The organism is Sphingomonas ginsenosidimutans (genome assembly GCF_002374835.1).
Lineage (GTDB): Bacteria > Pseudomonadota > Alphaproteobacteria > Sphingomonadales > Sphingomonadaceae > Sphingomonas > Sphingomonas ginsenosidimutans.
This window is the reverse complement of the sequence record NZ_NWVD01000006.1, coordinates 38185-58930: the sequence shown is the minus strand read 5'-3', so window position 1 is coordinate 58930 and position 20746 is coordinate 38185. Positions and strand designations below refer to the sequence as shown.

General features: G+C 69.6%; 17 protein-coding genes. 5 read left to right on the top strand and 12 right to left on the bottom strand.

Translation table 11 applies throughout. The annotated features are described in order from the left end of the window. Positions 1–10: 10 nt before the first annotated feature. On the bottom strand, positions 11–2287 hold the full coding sequence (locus COA17_RS13225; protein ID WP_096613064.1) for a glycosyltransferase family 4 protein: 2277 nt from the start codon (positions 2285–2287) through the stop codon (positions 11–13). A 170-nt stretch (positions 2288–2457) separates the two neighbouring features. Beyond that, a complete protein-coding gene (queF, locus tag COA17_RS13220) occupies positions 2458–2904 on the bottom strand; it encodes a preQ(1) synthase (protein WP_066484278.1) in 447 nt (148 codons plus the stop codon). Positions 2905–2978: 74 nt separating this feature from the next. Here queF and COA17_RS13215 point away from each other — a divergent pair, with 74 nt between their 5' ends. Genes COA17_RS13215 through COA17_RS13205 form a run of 3 tightly spaced genes read left to right on the top strand, consistent with a single transcriptional unit; the run spans position 2979 to position 6309 of the window. Continuing rightward, positions 2979–3827 (top strand): sulfurtransferase, encoded by an 849-nt coding sequence (locus tag COA17_RS13215; RefSeq protein ID WP_096613062.1) that lies wholly within the window; start codon positions 2979–2981, stop codon positions 3825–3827. After that, positions 3824–5029 (top strand): cystathionine beta-lyase, encoded by a 1206-nt coding sequence (gene metC / locus COA17_RS13210; RefSeq protein WP_096613060.1) that lies wholly within the window; start codon positions 3824–3826, stop codon positions 5027–5029. Before COA17_RS13215 ends, metC begins: the two co-directional genes overlap by 4 nt. Next, positions 5026–6309: a mechanosensitive ion channel family protein gene (locus tag COA17_RS13205; RefSeq protein WP_070321426.1), complete on the top strand. Its 1284-nt coding sequence runs from the start codon at positions 5026–5028 to the stop codon at positions 6307–6309. Before metC ends, COA17_RS13205 begins: the two co-directional genes overlap by 4 nt. 154 nt (positions 6310–6463) lie before the next feature. Here the strand turns inward: COA17_RS13205 and COA17_RS13200 are convergent, their stop codons facing one another. From COA17_RS13200 to COA17_RS13160, 10 genes are all read right to left on the bottom strand, one after another. Continuing rightward, a complete protein-coding gene (locus COA17_RS13200; protein WP_096613058.1) occupies positions 6464–6916 on the bottom strand; it encodes a DUF3035 domain-containing protein in 453 nt (150 codons plus the stop codon). Beyond that, positions 6909–7409, bottom strand: coding sequence for a signal peptidase II (gene lspA, locus COA17_RS13195; RefSeq protein ID WP_066489859.1), 501 nt, complete (start codon positions 7407–7409; stop codon positions 6909–6911). Before lspA ends, COA17_RS13200 begins: the two co-directional genes overlap by 8 nt. A gap of 5 nt (positions 7410–7414) precedes the next feature. Beyond that, positions 7415–10210, bottom strand: a complete 2796-nt coding sequence (gene ileS / locus COA17_RS13190; RefSeq protein WP_096613056.1) for an isoleucine--tRNA ligase — start codon at positions 10208–10210, stop codon at positions 7415–7417. A gap of 24 nt (positions 10211–10234) precedes the next feature. After that, positions 10235–11161: a bifunctional riboflavin kinase/FAD synthetase gene (locus COA17_RS13185; protein ID WP_096613054.1), complete on the bottom strand. Its 927-nt coding sequence runs from the start codon at positions 11159–11161 to the stop codon at positions 10235–10237. Positions 11162–11171: 10 nt separating this feature from the next. After that, positions 11172–12323, bottom strand: a complete 1152-nt coding sequence (locus COA17_RS13180; protein WP_066489848.1) for a dipeptidase — start codon at positions 12321–12323, stop codon at positions 11172–11174. Positions 12324–12355: 32 nt separating this feature from the next. Then, on the bottom strand, positions 12356–12823 hold the full coding sequence (locus COA17_RS13175; RefSeq protein ID WP_096613052.1) for a dihydrofolate reductase: 468 nt from the start codon (positions 12821–12823) through the stop codon (positions 12356–12358). A gap of 37 nt (positions 12824–12860) precedes the next feature. After that, positions 12861–12986, bottom strand: coding sequence for a hypothetical protein (locus tag COA17_RS20090; protein ID WP_269450497.1), 126 nt, complete (start codon positions 12984–12986; stop codon positions 12861–12863). 68 nt (positions 12987–13054) lie between these two features. Further along, positions 13055–13849 (bottom strand): thymidylate synthase, encoded by a 795-nt coding sequence (locus tag COA17_RS13170; RefSeq protein ID WP_096613196.1) that lies wholly within the window; start codon positions 13847–13849, stop codon positions 13055–13057. A 49-nt stretch (positions 13850–13898) separates the two neighbouring features. Further along, entirely contained in the window at positions 13899–15647 is a 1749-nt protein-coding gene (gene ggt, locus COA17_RS13165; protein WP_096613050.1) for a gamma-glutamyltransferase, read from the bottom strand. A gap of 15 nt (positions 15648–15662) precedes the next feature. After that, a complete protein-coding gene (locus COA17_RS13160) occupies positions 15663–19064 on the bottom strand; it encodes a TonB-dependent receptor (RefSeq protein WP_096613048.1) in 3402 nt (1133 codons plus the stop codon). 163 nt (positions 19065–19227) lie between these two features. Here COA17_RS13160 and COA17_RS13155 point away from each other — a divergent pair, with 163 nt between their 5' ends. Both COA17_RS13155 and COA17_RS13150 read left to right on the top strand, forming a co-directional pair. After that, a complete protein-coding gene (locus tag COA17_RS13155) occupies positions 19228–19782 on the top strand; it encodes an RNA polymerase sigma factor (protein WP_096613046.1) in 555 nt (184 codons plus the stop codon). Continuing rightward, positions 19779–20744, top strand: a complete 966-nt coding sequence (locus COA17_RS13150) for a FecR family protein (RefSeq protein ID WP_096613044.1) — start codon at positions 19779–19781, stop codon at positions 20742–20744. The genes COA17_RS13155 and COA17_RS13150 overlap by 4 nt, the downstream gene beginning before the upstream one ends. Positions 20745–20746 lie beyond the last annotated feature (2 nt).

Below are 20746 nucleotides of genomic sequence, written 5' to 3'. Positions count from 1 at the left end.
CGGATCGGCGTCAGGCCGACCGTTCGTGCACCCCAGTCCCTGCCACTTTTTCCACGCGCTTTGAAAGCCCCGAAATCGCGCACGACGCCATTTGCAGCGCCAGGATCGATTCAGCGCCTTGGTTGCGGTTCAGCCCGCTGGGCATCAACCCGTCGAAACATCCGCCATCCCCCAGCGAGGCGAGCGGCAGGTCGAGGTCGTTGGCACCCAGATACCAGTCATAGGCGCGCTTCGCCTCGTCGAACCAGCGACGGTCGCCGGTCGCGTCGAACGCCGCCGCGCACGCATCGATCGTCGCCTGCGCCTCCAGCGGCTGCTGGTCGAACGGCAGCGGCTCGGCGTAGATGCGGCCGAAGCTTTCCGATCCCACCGCGCGGAAATGGCCCTCCGGCGCGGTCTGCTTGGTGACGATCCACGCCAGCGTGTCCAGTCCGCACTCGATCAGGTCGCGGCGATCCAGCGCCACCCCGGCGCGGATCATCGCCTCGGGCAGGCGGGCATTGTCATAGGCCAGCACGATCTCGAACCAGCCCCATTCGGGGCGCCGTGCCGCGTCGAGCAGCGCCAGATGCTCGTCGGGGAAGCGTCGCAGGATCTGCGACGCCAGCTGGTGGCCGGGCGAGGCCTGCAGCACCGCCGCCGCGCCCAGCATCGCGAACGCCTGCGCGCGCGGGCTTTCCAGCTCCAGCGCCAGGCTGGCGGTGGCATCGAACATCGCCTGCGCCCAGTCGCGATGCTTGGTCTCATGCGCGTCGCGCGCGGTAACGCCCAGCGCCCACAGCGCGCGGCCGTTCGAATCCTCCGACCCGATATCCTCGCACCAGGTCCGGTCGAAGTTCATGAAATTGCGGAACCGCCGTGCGTCGGGGTTCCACGCATATTGGACGAACGCGGCATAAACGGTGGTCCATTTGTCGCGCGTCGCCGCGTCGCAATCCTCCACCGCGCTCATCAGCATCAGCGCGCGGGCATTGTCGTCGATGCAATAGCCGTGGCGCCGGTCGGGGACGGAGAAGATCGAATGCTGAAGCATCCCCGTCGCGTCGCTCATCCGTTCGACCGCGGTCAGGTCGACGGGAAGCACCTTGCGCGTCGCGGCCGTACCGCGCAGCCGCGCGGGCTGCGCCGCGATGCCGCCGACGATCTCCGCCATAGCGGTCTCGGCCATCTGCGACCAGATCATCGTCCGCCCGCGGGCATAGGCGCGCGCCGACAGCCGCGCGATGTTGCGCTTGCTGCCCAGCAGGTCGTTGATCTCCCGCGCGAACGCCGCGGAATCGCGGAAGTCGACCAGCACGCCGTGCCCGTCGGCCAGGATCTCGGTCGCGTGGACGTAAGGCGTGGAGATGACCGCCTTGCCCACGCCCACGGCATAGCTCAGCGTCCCGCTGGTGATCTGCGCCGGGTTCAGATACGGCGTGGCATAGATGTCGGCGGCCTGCAGATAGTCGATCAGGTCGTCATGCTCGACGAAGGCGTCGATGAACGCGACGTTCGCGCCCACGCCCAGCCGGTCGGCCTGCTCCTTCAGCGAATCGCGATACCGCTCGCCTTCGTGCGCGACCAGATTGGGGTGCGTCGCGCCCAGCACGACGTACATCGCGTCCGGGTGCTTCTCGACCACCGCGGGCATCGCCTCGATCATCGTCTCGATCCCCTTGCCCGGCGCCAGCAGCCCGAACGTCAGGATCACACGATGCCCGGTCCAGCCGAAGCGGTGCTTGAGCGAATCGGGCTCGACGAATGGGCGGTCGGGCACGCCGTGCGGGATCACCGCGATCGCCTTCGCATTCGCGCCATAGACGCGCTCCAGGATCTCGCGCCCGCGCTCGGCCATCACGATCACCTTGGCGGCACGGCGCAGCAGCCCTTCCAGCACGGTGCGCTCGGCCGCGCTCGGCTTTTCCAGGATGGTGTGCAGCGTCACCACGAGCGGGATCGACACGCGGTCGATCAGCGACAGGATATGCGCACCCGCCTCGCCGCCGAAGATGCCATATTCGTGCTGGACCCACAGCGCCTGCGCGCCGCTCGCCTCGATCGCGCGCGCGGTCGCCAGATAGGCGGCGCGGTCATGCTGCGGGATCGTGCCGGTTACCGCGTCGGGATAATCGTAGCGCCCCGGATGGTCGTCCATCGCATAGACGTCCACCGTCATGTCCGGGAAACGGCGCTTGAGCGCGGTATAGGTATCGGTCGTGAAGGTCGCGATACCGCACTTGCGGGGAAGGAAATTGCCGACGAGCGCGATATGCGTGACGTCCTGCGGGATAGCCGACTGCTTCATTCCTCTGCCTTCGCTGATGCAGCACGACGGGAGTTTCACCGACGCACTTGGAGCGATGAACCCGTCATGAAGCAGTTGGTTGCAGTAATGCTGCAATGCAACCACCGGCAATCGTGCTGATCGCGATCAATCGAACGCGGGATGCGGCGGGCCGACGCGCCGCCGATCGCTCAGCCGCGGCCGCGATACGGCGCGACCCCCTGATCGGGCAGCCACACCCCCTCCGGCGGCGGGCCGGATTGCCAGAAGACGTCGATCGGCATCCCCCCGCGCGGATACCAGTAACCGCCGATCCGCAGCCAGCGCGGCGCCATTTCGCGGAACAGCCGGTCGCCGATGCCGACGGTGCAATCCTCGTGGAAGGCGGCGTGGTTGCGGAACGAACCCAGGAACAGCTTCAGCGATTTCGATTCGACGATCGTATCGCCGGGGACGTAATCGATCACCAGATGCGCGAAATCGGGCTGGCCGGTCACCGGGCAGAGCGAGGTGAATTCCGGCTGGACGAACCGCACCAGATAGTGGGTGCCGGGGCGCGGGTTGGGAACGTAGTCGAGCGCCGCTTCCTCCGGCGATGCGGGAAGCGTGCTGGCCTGGCCAAGGAACTTCGGTGTCATGCCCGCGCACATAGGCGCGCGCGCACGGAAATGCGACCTGTTCCCTCCACGCCCTGCGCGGCTATGACGGGGGCATGGAACCCCTCGTCTCCACCGAATGGCTCGCGGCCCAGCTGAGCGCGCGCGACCTGCGCGTCGCCGATGCCACCTATCATGTGAAGCTGCCGGGCGCGCCGCCGCGCGATGCCGGCGCCGAATTCGCCGCCGGGCACATCCCCTTCGCGGTGTTCATGGATCTGGACGGCTTTTCGGATACCGCCAGCCCGCTACCCTCGACTCTGCCCGGCCCGGCGCAATTCGCCAGCCGGATGGCGCGGCTGGGGCTGGGCGACGGCACCCGCATCGTCCTGTACGACGATGCCGCGCACCACACCGCGGCGCGCGCCTGGGTGATGCTGCGCGCGTTCGGCTTCACCGATGTCGCGATCCTCGACGGCGGGCTGGCGGCGTGGAAGGCGGAGGGCCGCGCGCTGGAAACCGGCCCCGGCGCCCCCGCCCCGCGCCACGCCACCCCGCGCGAGGTCGGCGTCGGCATCCGCGACATGGCTGCGGTGCGCGCGATCGTCGCCGACGGGTCGGAGCAGCTGGTCGATGCCCGCTCGCCCGCGCGCTTCACCGGCGAGGAAGCCGATCCGCGCCCCGGCATTGCCGCCGGTCACATGCCGGGTGCGCGCAACCTGCCGTACGACCGGCTGTTCCACGCGGACGGCACGTGGAAGCGCGGCGATGAACTGGCCGCTGCCTTCGCCGGCGCCGGCATCGACCTCGACCGCCCGATGACGATGACCTGCGGATCGGGGATCACCGCCAGCGTGCTGGCGTTCGGCGCGCACCTTCTGGGCCGCGATGCGGCGGTCTATGACGGCAGCTGGACCGAATGGGGCGCCGATCCGTCCACGCCCAAGGCGACGGGGGCGGCATGAGCGACGACACCCATCACGCGCACGACCTCGCGCCCGCCACCCGCGTCGTCACCGCCGGGCGGCGCGACGAATGGACCCGCGGCATCGTCAACACCCCCGTGTGGCGCGCCTCGACGATCCTGTACGACGATGTCGCGCAGCTGCGCGCCGCCGCGGGGAAGGACACGCACCACCGGCTGTTCTACGGCCGGCGCGGCACGCCGACGCAATGGAGCCTGGCGGACGCGCTGACGGAACTGGAACCGGGCGCGGAGGGGACGTTCCTCTACCCCTCCGGCGTCGCCGCGATCGCCGGCTGCCTGCTCGCGATCCTGTCGCCGGGCGACGAATTGCTGGTGACCGACAGCGCCTATGACCCGACGCGGTCGATGGCCGGCGGGCTGCTGCGGCGGATGGGGATCACCACGCGCTTCTACGATCCGCTGATCGGCGCCGGCATCGCCGACCTGATCGGCCCGGCGACGCGCGCGATCGTCATGGAAAGTCCCGGCAGCCTGACGTTCGAGGTGCAGGACGTCCCCGCCATCGTCGCGGCGGCGCGCGCGCGCGGGGTGGCGACGGTGCTCGACAACACCTGGGCGACGCCGCTGCTGTTCCCCGCGATCGCGCACGGCGTCGATTACACGATCCTGGCGTGCACCAAATATGTCGTCGGCCATTCGGACGTCATGCTGGGGTCGGTCACCGCCGCGCCGGGGCGGTTCGCGCCGCTGCGCGACACCGCGTTCCAGCTCGGGCAGGTGACCAGCCCCGACGACGCCTGGCTGGCGTCGCGCGGGCTGCGCACCATGGCGGTGCGGCTGAAACAGCATCAGGACGGCGCGCTGGCGATCGCGCGCTGGCTGGACGCGCAGCCCGGCGTCGCGCGCGTGCTGCACCCGGCGCTGCCCTCCTGCCCCGGCCATGCCGTGTGGGCGCGCGACTTCGCGGGATCGTCCGGCCTGTTCTCCTTCGTCCTGGACGGTGGGGACGAAGGATCGCGCGCCGCGTTGATCGACACGCTGGCGCATTTCGGCATCGGCTACAGCTGGGGCGGCTACGAAAGCCTCGCGCTGCCAGTCGATCCGCACCGCTATCGCACGGCCACCACCCCCGATTTCGCCGGGCCGCTGGTGCGGTTGCAGATCGGGCTGGAGGATCCCGACGACCTGATCGCCGATCTCGATCGCGGGCTGGCGGCGTTCCGGCGCGCGCGCGGATGAACGAGCTGATCGCCGCGCTGGCGCGCTACGGCATCCCGCTGCCCGATCGCGCGCAGGCGGTGGAGGCGGCGGTCGCCGGCGCACTGGTAGTGCTGGCGCTTGCCATCGGCGTGGCGGCGGGGCGCGCGCTCGGCCCGAAGCTGGCGGATTGGTGGAAGGACCATGTCGCCGGCCACACCGGTGAGGGGCTGCGCCCGCGGCTCGGGCTGATCGTCCGCCACGGCACGGCCGCGCTGCTGCTGGCGGTGGTGCTGGTCGCGCACCGCTGGTCGCCGTGGGCTGGCGCGCCGATCGGGCTGGCGCTGGGCAGCGCCGCCGCGCTGACCACGCACCAGCTGATGCGCGGCGTCGGCATCCCGCGCTGGGCGTCGTGGACGGTGGAAGCGATCGTGTTCGTCGCGCTGTTCAGCCGCGCGGTCGGCGGGCTGGAGCCGATCACCTCGACGCTGGATGCGATCGCGGTCACCATCGGGTCGCGGCGGTTGTCGCTGCTCGCGCTGATCTCCGCTCTGGTCACGGTCGTGGTGCTGATCGCACTGGTGCGCGTCGCCAACCGCGTCGTCGCGCACACGATCGACCGTACCCCCGCGCTCGACCCGACGCAGAAGATCCTCGCGCAGAAGATCGCCGGCATCGCCGCGGTGGTCGTCGCCTTCCTGTTCGGGATCGACCTGATCGGGATCGACCTCACCGCCTTCGCGGTCTTCTCCGGCGCGTTCGGCCTCGCGGTCGGCTTCGGGATGCAGAAGACGATCGGCAATCTGATCGCCGGGATCATCCTGCTGATGGATCGCTCGATCAAGCCGGGCGACGTCATCGTCGTCGGCGAGAGCTTCGGCTGGGTGAACAAAATCGGCGTGCGCGCCGTGTCGGTGGTCACCCGCGATGGCAAGGAACATCTGATCCCCAATGAGGATCTGATGACGCGCGAGGTGGAGAACTGGTCCTATTCCGACCGCAACGTGCGCGTCCGCATCCCCGTCAGCGTCGCGTACGACAGCGACCTGAAACTGGCGCAGGATCTGATGCTAAAGGCCGCGCTGGCCAGCCCGCGCGTGCTGGCCAGCCCCAAGCCCAACGTCTGGCTGACCGCGTTCGGCAACGACGGGGTGGAACATGAGATACTGGCGTGGATCAGCGACCCCGAAAGCGGCGTCGGCAACGTGCGCTCCGACGTGCTCAACCGGCTGTGGTGGATGTTCAAGGACGCCGGCATCGCCATCCCCTTCGCCCAGCAGGACGTCTACATCCGCAGCTGGCCGACACCGCCGGGGGAATAGCGGAGGGCACCGCATGATCCGCCCTGAGCGTCGTCACCCAGCCCCAATCGTCACCCCAGCGAAAGCTGGGGTCTCTCACAACCGTCGCGACGCCTCGACGAAAAGGCCCCAGCCTGCGCTGGGGCGACGTGCAATCGGGCGCCCGACCCCGCGCTTACTGCTGCGGCGTGGGCGTCGCCGTCGCGGCCGGCGCGGCGCCAGCGGATGCGCGCGCGCCCTGGCCGTCGCCCTGCGGCGCGGCGATGATGTCGCGGGTCGTCTGGCCCTTATCGATCACGTTGGTCTGCGGATCGCCCACCGCGGAGCGGATGCCCGCCTGCGCCGCGCCGGTGCCGCCGGCCTCGTCGATCACCGCGCCCTGCGTTCCGGTGCGCTGCGTCGGCCCGCCGAACAGCGCGTCGAGCGTCTGCGCCTGGGTGTTGACGCCCTGCGTGCGGGCAGCGCCCGGCTGCGGCGGCACCAGCGCGAAATCGGGCGGGATCACCAGCGGGGGCTGGCGCGCGACGGCGAATTCGTCGGGACGCGCGCGGTCGTAACCGCTTTTCCCGCAGCCCGAGACAAGGGCAAGCGCCGTGAGCGAGGCCACCACGACGACAGACTTACGCATGGACATTCTCCGAAGGATCGGGCCGCTTCTCGCGGATCAGGAGCGCGCGTGCCAGCAGAATCAGCACGCCGATGGTAATCGCCGCATCCGCGACGTTGAAGATCAGGAACGGGCGCCACTCGCCGAAGTGCAGGTCGGCGAAATCGACGACATAGCCCAGCCGGATGCGGTCGAGGATATTGCCCAGCGCCCCGCCCAGCACCAGCCCCAGCGCCAGCCGGTCGGCGCGCTTGTCCTCGCGCGTCATCCAGATCGCGACGCCGGTGGCGATCGCGGCGGTGAACGCCACCAGCAGCCAGCGGGTCAATTCGGTCTCGGCGCGCAGCATCCCCAGCGACACGCCCTCGTTCTTGGTGAAGCGCAGGTCGAAGATCGGCAGGATCGTCTGATACGCGCCCAGGAAGTCGACGCCCAGCGGCCCGGTGACCAGCCACTTCGCCGCCTGGTCGACGACGAACACCGCCGCCGCCACCGCCAGCCCCGCACGCGGCATCCTGCTCACGCGCCGGCCCCGACGACCGCGGCGCAGCGCCCGCACAGCCCGTCGTCCACCGCCACATCGGGCAGGTGGCGCCAGCAGCGGCCGCACTTGTGGTAATCGGTACGCGTCACCGCGACCGTGTCACCATGCGACACCTTGGCGACGATGAACGCCTCCGCCAGCGCGCCCGCGTCGAGCGGCAGTTCCGGCACCGTCACTTCGGCCTCCAGGCTGGAGCGGACGGTCTTTTCCCGGCGCAGCGGCTCGATCGCCTCGGTCACACGCGCGCGCAGGTCGCGCACCGCGGCCCAGCGCGCGGCGACGTCCTCGCCGGTTTGCGCGGGCAGTTCGGGCCATTCGAGCAGGTGCACCGATCCGTCGGCGTCGGCGAAGCGCGCCTGCCACACTTCCTCGGCGGTGAACACCAGCACCGGCGCGGCCCACCGCACCATCGCGTGGAACAGCACGTCCAGCATCGTGCGATACGCGCGCCGCGTCACGTCGCCCGCGGCGTCGCAATACAGCGAATCCTTGCGGATATCGAAGAAGAACGCCGACAGGTCCTCGTTCGCGAAATCGCTCAGCAGCCGGACATAGCCGTTGAAGTCATAGGCCTCGACCGCACGCTTCAGCTGCGCGTCCAGCGCGTGGGTGAGGTGGAGCATGTACCGCTCCAGCTCCGGCCATTCGCCCACCGCCAGCCGTTCCGCGTCATCGAACCCGTCGAGCGCGCCCAGCAGGTAGCGGAAGGTGTTGCGCAGCTTGCGATACTGGTCCGCCACCCCGGCCAGGATCTCCTTGCCGATGCGATGGTCCTCGGTGAAATCGACCGACAGCGCCCACAGCCGCAGGATATCCGCGCCATAATCGCGCATCAGGTCCAGCGGGTTGATCGTGTTGCCCAGCGACTTGGACATCTTCATGCCCTTGGCGTCCATCGTGAAGCCGTGCGTCAGCACCGCGTCATAGGGCGCCCGCCCGCGCGTCCCGCAGCTTTCCAGCAGCGACGACTGGAACCAGCCACGATGCTGGTCCGACCCCTCCAGATACAAATCGGCGGGCCAGCTCAGTTCCGGCCAGCGCCCGCTGTCGAGCACGAAGGCGTGGGTGCAGCCCGAATCGAACCACACGTCCAGGATATCGGTGACCCGCTCGTAATCCGCCGGGTCGCGATCCGGGCCGAGCAGCGCGGGCATCGCCTCGTCGCTCCACGCATCGACGCCCTGTTCGCGGAAGGCCGCGACGATCCGCGCGTTGACGTGCGGATCGACCAGATACTGGCCGGTGCGCCGGTCGACGAACAGCGCGATCGGCACGCCCCACGCGCGCTGGCGCGAGATAACCCAGTCGGGCCGCCCCTCCACCATCGCGCCGATGCGGTTGCGGCCCTTTTCGGGAACGAAGCGGGTCGCCGCGATCGCCGCCAGCGCGCGGTTGCGAAGGGTGTCGGCGGCCGGGGTACCGCCCTGCCCCTCGTCCGTGATCGGCCGGTCGACCGCGATGAACCATTGCGGGGTGCAGCGGTAGATCACCTTCGCCTTCGACCGCCACGAATGCGGGTAGCTGTGCTGGAAATCGTCGCTGGCGGACAGCAGCATCCCGGTGTCGCGCAAGTCGGCGCAGATCGGCCCGTCGCTGGCGACGAACTTCTTATTGATGACGCTGCCCTGCCCGCCCAGCCACGCCCAGTCGGCGCGGTACATGCCTGCCGCATCCACCGCGAACACCGGCTCGATCCCGTGCGTCTTGCACAGCGCGAAATCGTCCTCGCCATGGTCGGGGGCCATGTGGACCAGGCCCGTGCCCGCGTCGATGGTGACGAAATCGCCCTCCAGGAACGGGCGCGGCGTGGCGAAGAAGCCGCCCAGATGGTGCATCGGGTGGCGCACCGTCGCGCCTTCCAGCACCGGCCCCTTGATGAGCGCGACGATCCCTTCCAGCTTCAGCCCGGTCCGCTTGGAGAAGGCCGGGAACAGCGGCTCGGCGACCAGATATTTCTTCCCGCCGCTCTCGAACTGCAGGTAATCGATCGCCGAGCCATAGGCGATCGCCTGGTTGACCGGAATCGTCCACGGCGTGGTGGTCCAGATCGGCGCGATCGTTCCCGCCAGCCCCGGATATTCGGGGCATTGGATCACCTCGAACCCGACGTCGATCTGGGTGGAGGTGATCTCCTCATATTCCACCTCCGCCTCGGCCAGCGCGGTCTTTTCCACCGGCGACCACATGACGGGCTTGGCGCCGCGGTACAGCTGGCCGGTCTCGGCGAATTTCATCAGCTCGGCGACGATCGTCGCCTCGGCGGCGAAATCCATCGTCAGATACGGCTTGTCCCAGTCGCCGTTGATGCCCAGCCGCTTCAACTGCTCGCGCTGGGTGTCCACCCACTGCTGCGCATAGGCGCGGCATTCGGCACGAAATTCCTGCGGCGGCACTTCGTCCTTGTTGCGCTTCTTCTTGCGATATTCCTCCTCGACCTTCCATTCGATCGGCAGGCCGTGGCAATCCCAGCCGGGGACGTAGGGCGCGTTCTTCCCCAGCAACGTCTGGGTGCGCACCACCATGTCCTTCAGGATATGGTTCAGCGCATGGCCGATATGCATGTCGCCATTGGCATAGGGCGGGCCGTCGTGGAGGATGAACGTCTCGCGCCCGGCACGCGCCGCACGCAGGCGGCGGTACAGGTCCATCTCCTGCCATCGCGCCAGGATCGCCGGCTCCTTCTGCGGCAGCCCCGCCTTCATGGGAAAATCGGTCTTCGGCAGGAAGACGGTTTCGCGCCAGTCGCGCGGCGTGTCGGGTGCATCGGCCATGGAATGTCAGGCCTTAGCGCGCCGTTATTCCGCCAGCAACTCGCGTGCGCGGGCGCAGTCGCGGTCCATTTGCGCGATCAGTTCGTCGATGTTCGAGAATTTGGCTTCCGGGCGCAGATAGTCGATCAGCGCGACCTCGATCTCCTGCCCGTACAGGTCGCCGGAAAAATCGAAGAAATACGGCTCCAGCAATTCCTTGGGCGGCTCGAACGTCGGGCGCACGCCCAGGTTCGCCGCCCCCGGCACGACCCGCCCGTCGGGCAGGGACCCGCGCACCGCATAGATGCCATAGGCGGGGCGCAGGTAATGGCCCATGTCGACGTTTGCGGTGGGATAGCCGATCGTCCGGCCCAGCTTGTCGCCGTGCTGCACCGTCCCGCGAATCGCGAACGGGCGCGTCAGCAGCCGCGCCGCGCCGCGCATGTCGCCCGCGCGCAACGCCTCGCGGATGCGGGTGGAGGATACCGGCGCACCGTCCAGCATCACCGGGCCGACGGTATCCACCGAATAGCCGCCGCGCGCGCCCGCCGCGCGCAGCATCGCGACATTGCCGCGCTTGCCGTGGCCGAACGTGAAATCCTCGCCGGTCACCACGCCGGCCACCTGCAAGGCGCGTTCCAGCCGGTCGGCGATGAAATCCTCCGCGCTCAGCGCCGCCAGCGCCGCGTCGAAGCGGAACACCACCATCGCATCCGCCCCCGCCTCGGCGAACAGCCGCTCGCGCTGGTCCAGCGTGGTCAGCCGGAACCACGGCGCGTCGGGGCGGAAATAGCGGACCGGATGCGGATCGAACGTGGCGACCAGCGCCGGGCGCCCTTCGGCGCGCGCACGCGCCACCGCCCGGCCCACCACCGCCTGATGGCCCAGGTGCACGCCGTCGAAATTGCCGAGCGCGACGATCCCGCCCGCCAGCTGGGGGGGCACCGCCGAGCCGCCGTCGAGCCGCTCCATGTGCCGCGCTCTAGGGGTGTGCTTCTTCCGGAGCAATCCCGGCGCGCACGACACGCAACACGTTGCCGCCCATCACCTTCGCCACGTCGTCGCGCGACAGCCCGCGGTCCAGCAGCGCCTGCGCCACCGCCGGCACGCCCGCCGCGTCGAACCCGGTCGTCACCGCGCCGTCGAAATCCGATCCCAGCCCGACATGGTCGATCCCCGCCACGTCGCGCACGTGCAGGATCGCGGCGGCGACCCTGTCCGGGGTGGTGCCGCAGATCGCGGCATCCCAGTAACCGATGCCGATCACCCCGCCGGTGCGCGCGATCCCGCGGATCTCCGCATCGCTCAGGTTGCGGTTGACCCCGCAGGTCGCCTGCACGCCGCCATGGCTCGACACCACCGGGCGGCGCGCCATCGCCAGGATGTCCGCGACCGCGGCATGGCTGGCGTGCGCGACGTCGACGATCATCCCCAGCGCCTCCATCCGCCGCACCACCTGCCGGCCCAGCGGGGTCAGGCCGCCCTTGTGCTCGCCGTGCATCGATCCGGCGACATCGGTGTCGAAGAAATGCGCCAGGCCGGCCATGCGGAACCCGGCGACGTACAGCCGGTCGAGGTTGGCGATATCGCCCTCCATCGCCTGCATCCCCTCGATCGACAGCATCGCCAGCACCGGCGCGCCGCGCGCGCCTGCGCCGTCCAGGTCGGCGGGCAGGTGGACGACGCGCATCCGCCCGCCCGACGCGGCGGCATACAGCGCCAGTTTCTGCGCATGGAACAGCGATCGTTCCAGCAACGATCCCCAGGTACGCCGCGGCTGGCGCTGCGCGATCACCAGCGCGGTGATATTGTCGGTGTCGGCGCTATTGGCATCGTAATTCTGCCCGCGCGGCGTCTTCGTCACCGATGAGAAGACCTGCAACGCATAACCGCCCGCGATCAGTCGCGGCAGGTCCACCTGCCCGCGGTCCGACCGCAGCAGCAGGTTGCGCTGCCACATCAGCGTATCGGCATGCATGTCGGCGACCGGGATGCCCCGCGCGGCGGCGGTGATCCGCAGCGGCACCGGCACCACCCGGTTCATCGATCCCTCGACCCAGGCGGGGGCGAACAGGAAGAATCCGGCGGCCGCCAGCAACGCCAGAACCGCCCCGCCGATCAGCCATGTTCGCACGACGACTCTCCCCCGCCCGTTGCCGGGGAAGACTAGCGCACCAGCGTCACGAAGTCATAGGCCGGGCGATCGCCCTCCGCCGGATGCGCCTCGCGCGCGATCTCGCGCCAGCCGTCAAACGCGGGGACGCGCGCATCGCCGTCGGGCGCGCCATGTACCTCGGTCAGTTCGATCCGCTCGGCACGCGGCAGCAACAGCGCATAGATTTCCGCGCCGCCGATCACCGCCACCTCGCCCGGTCCGGCGAGCGCCAGCGCCGCATCGACGTCGTGCGCGACCTCCGCACCGGGGGCGTGCCACGCGCGGTCGCGGGTCAGCACGATGTGCCGGCGTCCGGGCAGCGGCGCGGGGAAGCTCTCGAACGTCTTGCGCCCCATCACCATCGGGTGCCCCATGGTCAGCGCCTTGAACCGTTTCAGGTCGGCGGGCAGCCGCCACGGCAGCCGACCGTCGACGCCGATCACGCCATTGTCGGCGCGCGCCAGGACGAAGAAGATCATGTCGCCCCGGCTATCGCGGCGCGCGCCCGGCGTAAAGTCAGCCGGCGGGCATCGCCCGGCTTGGGGCCGCCGATCCGGCGGGGGTCGGCGCGATCGCCGCGCCCCATTGCAGCGCCAGCGCGCAGATTGTCGCGATCACCGCCACGAAGACATATTCCCGCATCGTTCGCTCCCGTCCCGAACCCTGCGTTTACATATGTAATCGACGTGCTGAACCGTGCCTGAACGCGCTCAAACGGCGACGGGCGCCTTGATATGCGGCTGCGCGACATAGTCGTGGAGCACGAAATCTTCGGCGTCATAGGCGTCGATCGCTGGTGCGCACCGCGTGATTTCCAACCTCGGCAGCGCGCCCGGCGTGCGTTCCAGCTGCGTGCGCGCCTGCTCCAGATGGTTCGAATACAGGTGGCAATCGCCGCCGGTCCATATGAAATCGCCCGCTTCCAGCCCGCATTGCTGCGCCAGCATGTGCGTCAGCAGCGCGTAACTGGCGATGTTGAACGGCACCCCCAGGAAGATATCCGCCGACCTTTGGTACAATTGCAGCGACAATTTCCCGTTCGCGACATGCGTCTGGAACAGGCAATGGCATGGCGCCAGCGCCATCGCGTGCAGCTCGCCCGGGTTCCACGCCGTCACGATCTGCCGCCGCGACGCCGGATTGGTGCGGATATCCGCGATCAATTGCTTGATCTGGTCGATATGGCGGCCGTCCGCGGTCTCCCAGTCACGCCATTGCTTGCCGTAAACGGGGCCCAGATCGCCGTTTTCGTCGGCCCATTCGTCCCAGATGCTCACCTTGCGCTCCTGCAGCCAGCGCACGTTGGTGTCGCCGCGCAGGAACCACAGCAGCTCGACGATGATCGATCGCAGGTGGAGCTTCTTGGTGGTCAGCACCGGAAACCCCTGCGCCAGGTCGAAACGCATCTGGTGGCCGAACACGCTCAGCGTGCCCGTGCCGGTCCGGTCCATCTGCCGCGCGCCCGAATCGAGCACCCGGCGCATCAGGTCGAGATATTGCTGCACCCCGCCGGGATAGCCCCCCGTCCCCGCGCCGCCAAGCCCGCGCGGGCGATCAGCGGGCGGGCACCGCCGCCGCGTCGGGGCGGCGCGTATCCGCCGCGCCCAGGAAGGCATCGCCCTCCACCATGATGCTCTGGATGCTGCCCATCGTGTTCGACGGGCGCACGCGATGTCCCTTCGCTTCCAGCAACGGCACGATATCGGGGGAAAATCCGCCCTCCAGCTCCAGCGGCGCATCCCCGCCGCCCTGGTTGATACGCGGCCGTTCGGCGGCCTCGGCGACGTTCAGCCCGTGGTCGATGACGTTCGACAGCAATTGCACCATCGTCGCGATGATGTAGCCGCCGCCCGGCGTCCCGGTGACCAGCCACGGGCGATCGTCCCTGAACACGATCAGCGGGGTGATCGTCGATCCCACGCGCTTGCCCGGCACCGGCCGCGTCGCATCGCGCGTCGCCCCGCCGCCGCGCCGCGACCACGACAAATTGCCCAGCGAATTGTTGAGCAGCACCCCCGTCCCCGGCGCGACGACATGCGCGCCATAGGAAGCGGACAACGTATAGGTGTTGCTGACGGCATTGCCCTGCGCATCCACCACCGAAAAATGCGTCGTGTCCTTGCTTTCGAACGGATAGGGGTTGCCGTCCGGCAGGGTGCGCGCGTCGAGCGAACGGTCCGGGCGGATCAACGCCGCACGCTGCGCCGCATATTCCTTGCTCGCCAGCCCGCGTGCCGGGGTCTGCCAGTCGGGCGCGCCGCCCACCAGCCGGCGGTCGGCCGACACGATCTTCATCGTTTCCGACAACAGGTGCAGGTTCGCGACGCTGCCCCATTTCGCCTCGGCGACCGGGAAGCGTTCCAGGATGTTCATCGCCTCGGCGACGCTCACTCCCGATGCGGTCGGCGGCATGTAGGCGATGCGGCGCCCGCGATAGCTCGACCAAATCGGCTCGGACACGATCGCGCGATACCCTGCCAGGTCCGCAGCATCGATGATCCCGCCGCCCGCGCGGATGCCCGCCGCCAGCTCCTGCGCCAGCGGACCGCGGTAGAAAGCGTCCGCCCCGCCCGCCGCGATCGCTTTCAGCGTGGCGGCCAGATCGGGCTGTCGGAACGTCTCGCCGGGGGCATAGGCCGCGCCGCCCGGCTTGAAGAACATCGCCATCGCCGCCGGATCGTCGGCCATCAGCCGCCGCTGCTCGCCATTGGCCTTCGCCTCGTCCTCCGACAGCGGCACGCCTTTCTCCGCCATCGCGATCGCGGGCGCCAGCAACGTGCCCCACGGCAGCGATCCGAAGCGGCGATGCGCCTCCCACAGGCCCGCCACGGTGCCGGGGATCGCCACGCCCTTCATCGACATGACCTTCGCCTGGTCCAGCTTGCCGGCCGCATCCAGCAGCAGGTCGGGCGTCGTATTGCGCGATGCCTGGCCGTAGTAATCGATCGCGATCGTCTGCGCCGGGCGGCCGTCGCGCGCAGCCATGTGGACCAGCATATAGCCGCCGCCGCCGACGTTGCCCGCGCGCGGCAGCGTCACCGCCAGCGCAAAGCCGGTGGCGACCGCCGCGTCGACGGCATTGCCGCCCTTGCGCAGAATTTGCGCGCCCACCTGCGCCGCCAGGATGTTCTGGCTGACGACCATCCCGCCGCGCCCCACCACCGGCTTGTGGATCTGGTCATAGGCGACGATGTCGCCGCCCGACGGCGTCGCCGCCCGCGCCGGCGGCTCCTCCTGCGCCGCCACGACCGGCATCAGCGGAAGCGCGGCGATCAGCGCGGCGACGGTCAGGCGGCGAAGCATCGGGGGCGTCCTTCCTTAGAACGAGGCGCGCAGGTTGGCGTACCAGTAGCGGCCATAGGGGGTGTAGAGTGATCCCAGGAAGCCGTTCGACGACAGCGGCGGCTTGGCATCGGTCAGGTTGCGCACGCCGATGCGCATCCGGTAGCGGCCCTCGCGCTTGTTGCCGACGGTGATCTGGCCGTACAGATTGTAGGTCATCTGGCTGGCGATCAGCCACGGCACGCCCGCGCTGTCGATCAGCCCGGTATCCTCGACGTCGCCGGTGTACTGCGTGAACGCCCCCAGCTCGAACTTCTCGTACCGCCAGTTGGCCGATCCGGTGACGCGCCAGCGCGGCTTGCCGTTCTGGCGCACCAGGCTGCCGGCGTCGGCGATATTGGTGCCGGCGTTGATCGTCCCTGCGGCACGCGCGTCGATCAGTTCCTGGATCGGCGGCGAGGGCTGGAGGAAGAACTTGTCGAGATAGGCCGCATTGGCCGCGAACGAGAAGCGCCCGGCACCGAAGTCCGGCAATTCCCACGTCGCGCTCAGGTCGACGCCGGCGGCCTCCTGCGGCAGCAGGTTGACATACTGGTCGCGCACGTAGTCGACGCGGCCGACCGGCGCGATCCCCGATCCGGCGAACAGCGCGATGTCGTCGGCGGTCGGCGCGGCGCGGATGACGTTGGGGTTGGTCGATCCGCTGACCCGCGCCAGATAGTCGGCGATCAGCGCATTACCCTCGCCGAAGATGCCGACGATCCCCTTCTGCTGGACGTGCCAGTAATCGGCGGTGAAGGTCACGCGGCCCAGCGATCCTTCCAGGAAGCGCGGTTCCAGCACCACGCCCGCGCTCCATGTGTTCGACGTCTCCGGCTTCAGGTCCGGGTTGCCCGCGCGCTGCGCCTGGATGGCGAAGCTCTGCGCGCAATTGGCGAAGCTGTTGATCGCGCCGGTGCGCAGCTGCGCCTCGCACCGGATCCAGTCGGTGCGCGTGTTCGACCGCGTCACGACGCGCGCGTTGATCTGTTCCAGGTTGGGCGCCTTGAACCCCTCGGCATAGGAACCGCGCAGGCGCAGCCCGCGCACCACTTCCCATGCCGCCGCGACCTTCGGCTTGGCCACCGACCCGACGTCGCTGTAATGTTCGAAACGGCCCGCCAGCTGGACTTCCAGGCTGCGCATCAGCGGCACGTTCATGTCCGGGCCGACCACCGGCACCGCCAGTTCGACGAAAGCCGCCGCGACGGTGCGGCGCCCGCTGGTATCCGGCGACGGGCTGGTGCCGACCAGGTCGGACCCCAGCTGCCTCCCCGTCACGCTGTCGGTGAAGGTGATCGTGCCGTCGACGCGCGGGTCGCGGTCATCCAGCTGCGTTTCGCGGCGCACCTCCGCGCCGAACGCGATGCCCAGATTGCCGCCCGGCAGCGTCAGCAAGTCCGCGCGCGACGCCTTCAGATCGGCCAGCGCCAGCGTCGACTTGCTGAAGCGCGTCGACTTGATGCGGATCGCATTCAGCGCCGCGGCATTGCTCAGCGTCGTGTCCGCGCCGCTGGGATTGGCCAGGTCGCTGCCGTTAAACGGATTATAGGCATCGGGCGTGGACAGGCCCAGCTGGCGCTGGAGCGCCGTCGCGCTGATGCCGTCCGACGTGTCGCGTACCGACGCCTCCGAATAGAGCGCCGCGCTTTCCCAGCGGAAGCCCAGCCATTCCCAGCGCAGCCCGGCCAGCGCGCGCCACTGGTCGTTCTTCACATGCACCAGATTGGGGCCGGCATCTGCGATATTGTAGCTCGACAGCGTCACCGGCAGCCCGGCGGCCGGGGCGTTGATCCCGGGCAGGCGGTTGGGGTTGGCGGCGCCGTTCAGCACGGTCGGGCCGAACGGATTGTAGTAATTGGTCGCCGGGATGACGATCGGCAGCGAGCTGAGCGTGCCCGACGAAGACTGGATGCTGTCGGTCGTCGCCGAATAATAGCCCGCTTCCCCGAACAGCTCCAGCCCGTCGGTCAGGTCGTAATGGCCGTTCAGGAACAGGTTGATCCGCTCCACCTTCGGCTGGATGTACGTGTCATACGCGACGCGCGGATCGAAGCGCAGGTTGCGGTCGGCGGCGGCGGTGTTGGTGCCGTCGTCGATGCACAGCCCGTTCTTCAGCCCGGTCGTCGCGTTCGTCTGGCAACCGGTGTTGGTCGACGGCTGGATATGGAACTGCCCTGACGCATTGGTCAGCGCGGTACCGTTCTGGCGCACCTGCACGTTGCCGACGGTCTGGAACGATCCCCATGGCGTGATCGATGCGCGCCCGTCGAGCGCACTGACCCCTTCGAAGCGGGTGCCGACGAACAACGGGCGCGTGTCGTCGGAGGCGGTGTAATCCTGTTCCGAACTGCGCAGCCCCGACCGCGTGGCGTAGCTGGCGAACAGCGTCACGTTGCCGCGCCCGCCGCCCAGGTTCTTGCCCAGCAACAGGTTGAGGTTGCTCTCGGTCAGGCTGGTACCCTCGGGATAGCCCGTCTGCCCCTCGATCTGCACGCCGTCATAGTCGGTGCGCAGGACGGTGTTGACGACCCCGGCCACCGCGTCGGAGCCATAGATGGCGGCCGCGCCGTCGCGCAGCACCTCCAGCCGCTCCAGCCCGAACACTGGAATCGCATTGGTGTTGTAGGTCAGCACCGGCACCAGATTCTCGTCGGCGCGGCTGGTCGGGTGGTTGACCACGCGCCGCCCGTTGAGCAGCACCAAAGTGTTGCCGACGCCCAGGTTACGCAGGTTCACCGAGCCGACATCGCCGCGCGCCGCGTTCGAGCTGTTGGGCAGGTAAGAACTGTTGAAGGTAACGTCGCCCAGCTGCGGTATCGAGCGGAACAGCTCGTCGCCGGTGACCGCGCCGGTGTTCGCGATCTGCCGCTCGTCGACCACCGTCACCGGCAGCGCCGCGGTGGTCTTCGCCCCGCGGATCTGGCTGCCGACGACGACGATGTCGTCGGCTGCGGCGGGCGCGGTGCCAGCGTCATCCGCCGCCAGCGCCGCCTCGACCTGTTCGTTCGACGGGACAACCCGCCCTTCGTCCGACGCGGGCGGCGCGGCCTGCACCAACGCGGCGGGACGCAGCGCGGCGGCGGCCGGCTGCGCGATCACACGGATACGGTTCGGCCCGGTGTAGCGCCACGTATAGCCGCTGTTCGCCAGCAGCCGGTCGAGCGCACCGCCGGTGGTGAAACGGCCGGCCAGCCGCGGCGCCGTCTTCGTGCCGATCGCAGGGTCGGTAAAGACCAGCTGCACTCCCGTCTGCTGCGCCACCTGCAACAGCGCGCTGTCCAGCCGCCCCGCCGCCACGTCGACCGCCACCGCGCGGTCGCCGGATGCCGCCTGGGCGGGTGTGGCCAGCGCCACGGCGCACGCGGACAGCGACAGGAAATGCATCGTCTTCTTCATTGGGTCCCCCGACCGTCGACAGGCTCCCTGCACCTGTCCTCCGTGAAGATGACGCACGATTTGGCGATCGCGAACCGCCGCGCGGATAATTTTTTTGCGCCCACTCCATTACCCGTTCGCATTCGCCGCGCTTTCGCGTCATGTCCGCGGGGGTGACCATCGCATGAGACACGACAGCGTGCCCGGACCGGGTGACGCGCCGGCGGCCGGCGGCGGGGCGGCACGGGCGTGGAGCGACGGGACGCTTGCCACCTATCGCGCCGCGCTGCGTGCGTTCGTCGCGCGCCGCGTGGCCGACCCGCACGAGGTCGACGACCTGGTGCAGGAAGCCTGCGCCCGCCTGATGTCGAGCGTGCGCGAGCGCGAGGTGGAAACGCCGCAGGCCTATCTGTTCCGAATCGCCGCCAACCTGATCGCCGACCGGCACCGCCGCAACCTGCCGACCGTCCCGCTGGCGGAGGAACACCACCCCGCCGTCGCCGCCGAGCAGGAGGAACGCCGCCGCGCCGCCGACGTGCGCGCCGCGCTGGCCGATGCGCTGGCCGAACTGTCGCCGCGCGTGCGCGACGTCTTCGTTCTGCGTCGGTTCGAGGAACGCAGCACGGGCGAGATCGCCCGCGATCTGGGGATCAGCCCGCGCATGGTGCAGAAACACCTGACGAAGGCGACCGCGCACCTCTATCGCCGGCTCCACCATCTGATGGAGCGCGGCGCATGACCGGCCCATCACCGCGCCCGCCCGCGCCGCTGGGCCTGCGTGCCGAGGCGGTGTTCGACGCGCTGCACGACGGACGCGGCGCCGACCTGCACCCCGACGACCGCGCCGAGGCGGAAGCCTTCTGGGAGTGGCTGGGCCGGCAGGATGCGCCCGCGGTCGAGGACGGGGCCACCCCGCCGCTCCGCCGCGGATGGCGGATGGCGTTGACCGCCGCGGCGGCCGCGCTCGCGCTCACCGTCGGGGGGCGCCAACTCTACACCGGTGCCGGCACCACCGCCGCGCCGGCCGCAACCGAATATGCCGCCGGCCACGCCGAGCGCCGCGTCGTGCGGCTGGCGGACGGGTCGACGGTCACGCTGGCCGCCGACAGCCGGGTCGCGGTGCGCCTGACGCCGACGCGCCGTGACCTGCGGCTGATCGCGGGAGAAGCCCTGTTCCAGGTCGCGCACGACACCGCCCGCCCGTTCGTGGTGGCGACCCCGCACGGCGAGGTGCGCGCGGTCGGCACCGCATTCGACGTGGCGCTGCGCGCGGGCGATGCGTCGGTGGCGGTGGTGGACGGGACGATCCGCATCGCGCTGCGCGATACCGGGCCGGGGGCGGCCGAGCCGATCGTCAAGCTCGCCTCCCGCGGGGAGCGGGTGGCATTCGGCACCGCGCGGCGCGACGGGCAGGACGTCGGCTTCATCAGCCAGTCGGTGGCCGCCGATCCCGAGACGATCACCGCCTGGACGCGCGGCAAGCTGGTGTTCCGCGGCGAGCCGCTATCCGAGGTGGTGGCGACGGTGAACCGCTATGCCACCGAACAGCTGCGCCTCACCGATCGGCGCCGCGCCGCGACGCCGGTGTTCGGCGTGGTCGACCAGGGCGACGTGGCGGCGGTGCGCGACCTGATCGACGATCCGGACGCGCTCGCCATCTCGCGCGCCGCCCCCGCCCCGGTTTCGCCCACGGCGTCGTAGCC

What these genes read in the sequence shown, in the direction of transcription:
- COA17_RS13225 (WP_096613064.1), bottom strand. Translation starts at nt 2,287, where the DNA reads ATGAAGCAGTCGGCTATCCCGCAGGACGTCACGCATATCGCGCTCGTC.
- queF (WP_066484278.1), bottom strand. Translation starts at nt 2,904, where the DNA reads ATGACACCGAAGTTCCTTGGCCAGGCCAGCACGCTTCCCGCATCGCCG.
- COA17_RS13215 (WP_096613062.1), top strand. Translation starts at nt 2,979, where the DNA reads ATGGAACCCCTCGTCTCCACCGAATGGCTCGCGGCCCAGCTGAGCGCG.
- metC (WP_096613060.1), top strand. Translation starts at nt 3,824, where the DNA reads ATGAGCGACGACACCCATCACGCGCACGACCTCGCGCCCGCCACCCGC.
- COA17_RS13205 (WP_070321426.1), top strand. Translation starts at nt 5,026, where the DNA reads ATGAACGAGCTGATCGCCGCGCTGGCGCGCTACGGCATCCCGCTGCCC.
- COA17_RS13200 (WP_096613058.1), bottom strand. Translation starts at nt 6,916, where the DNA reads ATGCGTAAGTCTGTCGTCGTGGTGGCCTCGCTCACGGCGCTTGCCCTT.
- lspA (WP_066489859.1), bottom strand. Translation starts at nt 7,409, where the DNA reads ATGCCGCGTGCGGGGCTGGCGGTGGCGGCGGCGGTGTTCGTCGTCGAC.
- ileS (WP_096613056.1), bottom strand. Translation starts at nt 10,210, where the DNA reads ATGGCCGATGCACCCGACACGCCGCGCGACTGGCGCGAAACCGTCTTC.
- COA17_RS13185 (WP_096613054.1), bottom strand. Translation starts at nt 11,161, where the DNA reads ATGGAGCGGCTCGACGGCGGCTCGGCGGTGCCCCCCCAGCTGGCGGGC.
- COA17_RS13175 (WP_096613052.1), bottom strand. Translation starts at nt 12,823, where the DNA reads ATGATCTTCTTCGTCCTGGCGCGCGCCGACAATGGCGTGATCGGCGTC.
- COA17_RS20090 (WP_269450497.1), bottom strand. Translation starts at nt 12,986, where the DNA reads ATGCGGGAATATGTCTTCGTGGCGGTGATCGCGACAATCTGCGCGCTG.
- ggt (WP_096613050.1), bottom strand. Translation starts at nt 15,647, where the DNA reads ATGCTTCGCCGCCTGACCGTCGCCGCGCTGATCGCCGCGCTTCCGCTG.
- COA17_RS13160 (WP_096613048.1), bottom strand. Translation starts at nt 19,064, where the DNA reads ATGAAGAAGACGATGCATTTCCTGTCGCTGTCCGCGTGCGCCGTGGCG.
- COA17_RS13155 (WP_096613046.1), top strand. Translation starts at nt 19,228, where the DNA reads ATGAGACACGACAGCGTGCCCGGACCGGGTGACGCGCCGGCGGCCGGC.
- COA17_RS13150 (WP_096613044.1), top strand. Translation starts at nt 19,779, where the DNA reads ATGACCGGCCCATCACCGCGCCCGCCCGCGCCGCTGGGCCTGCGTGCC.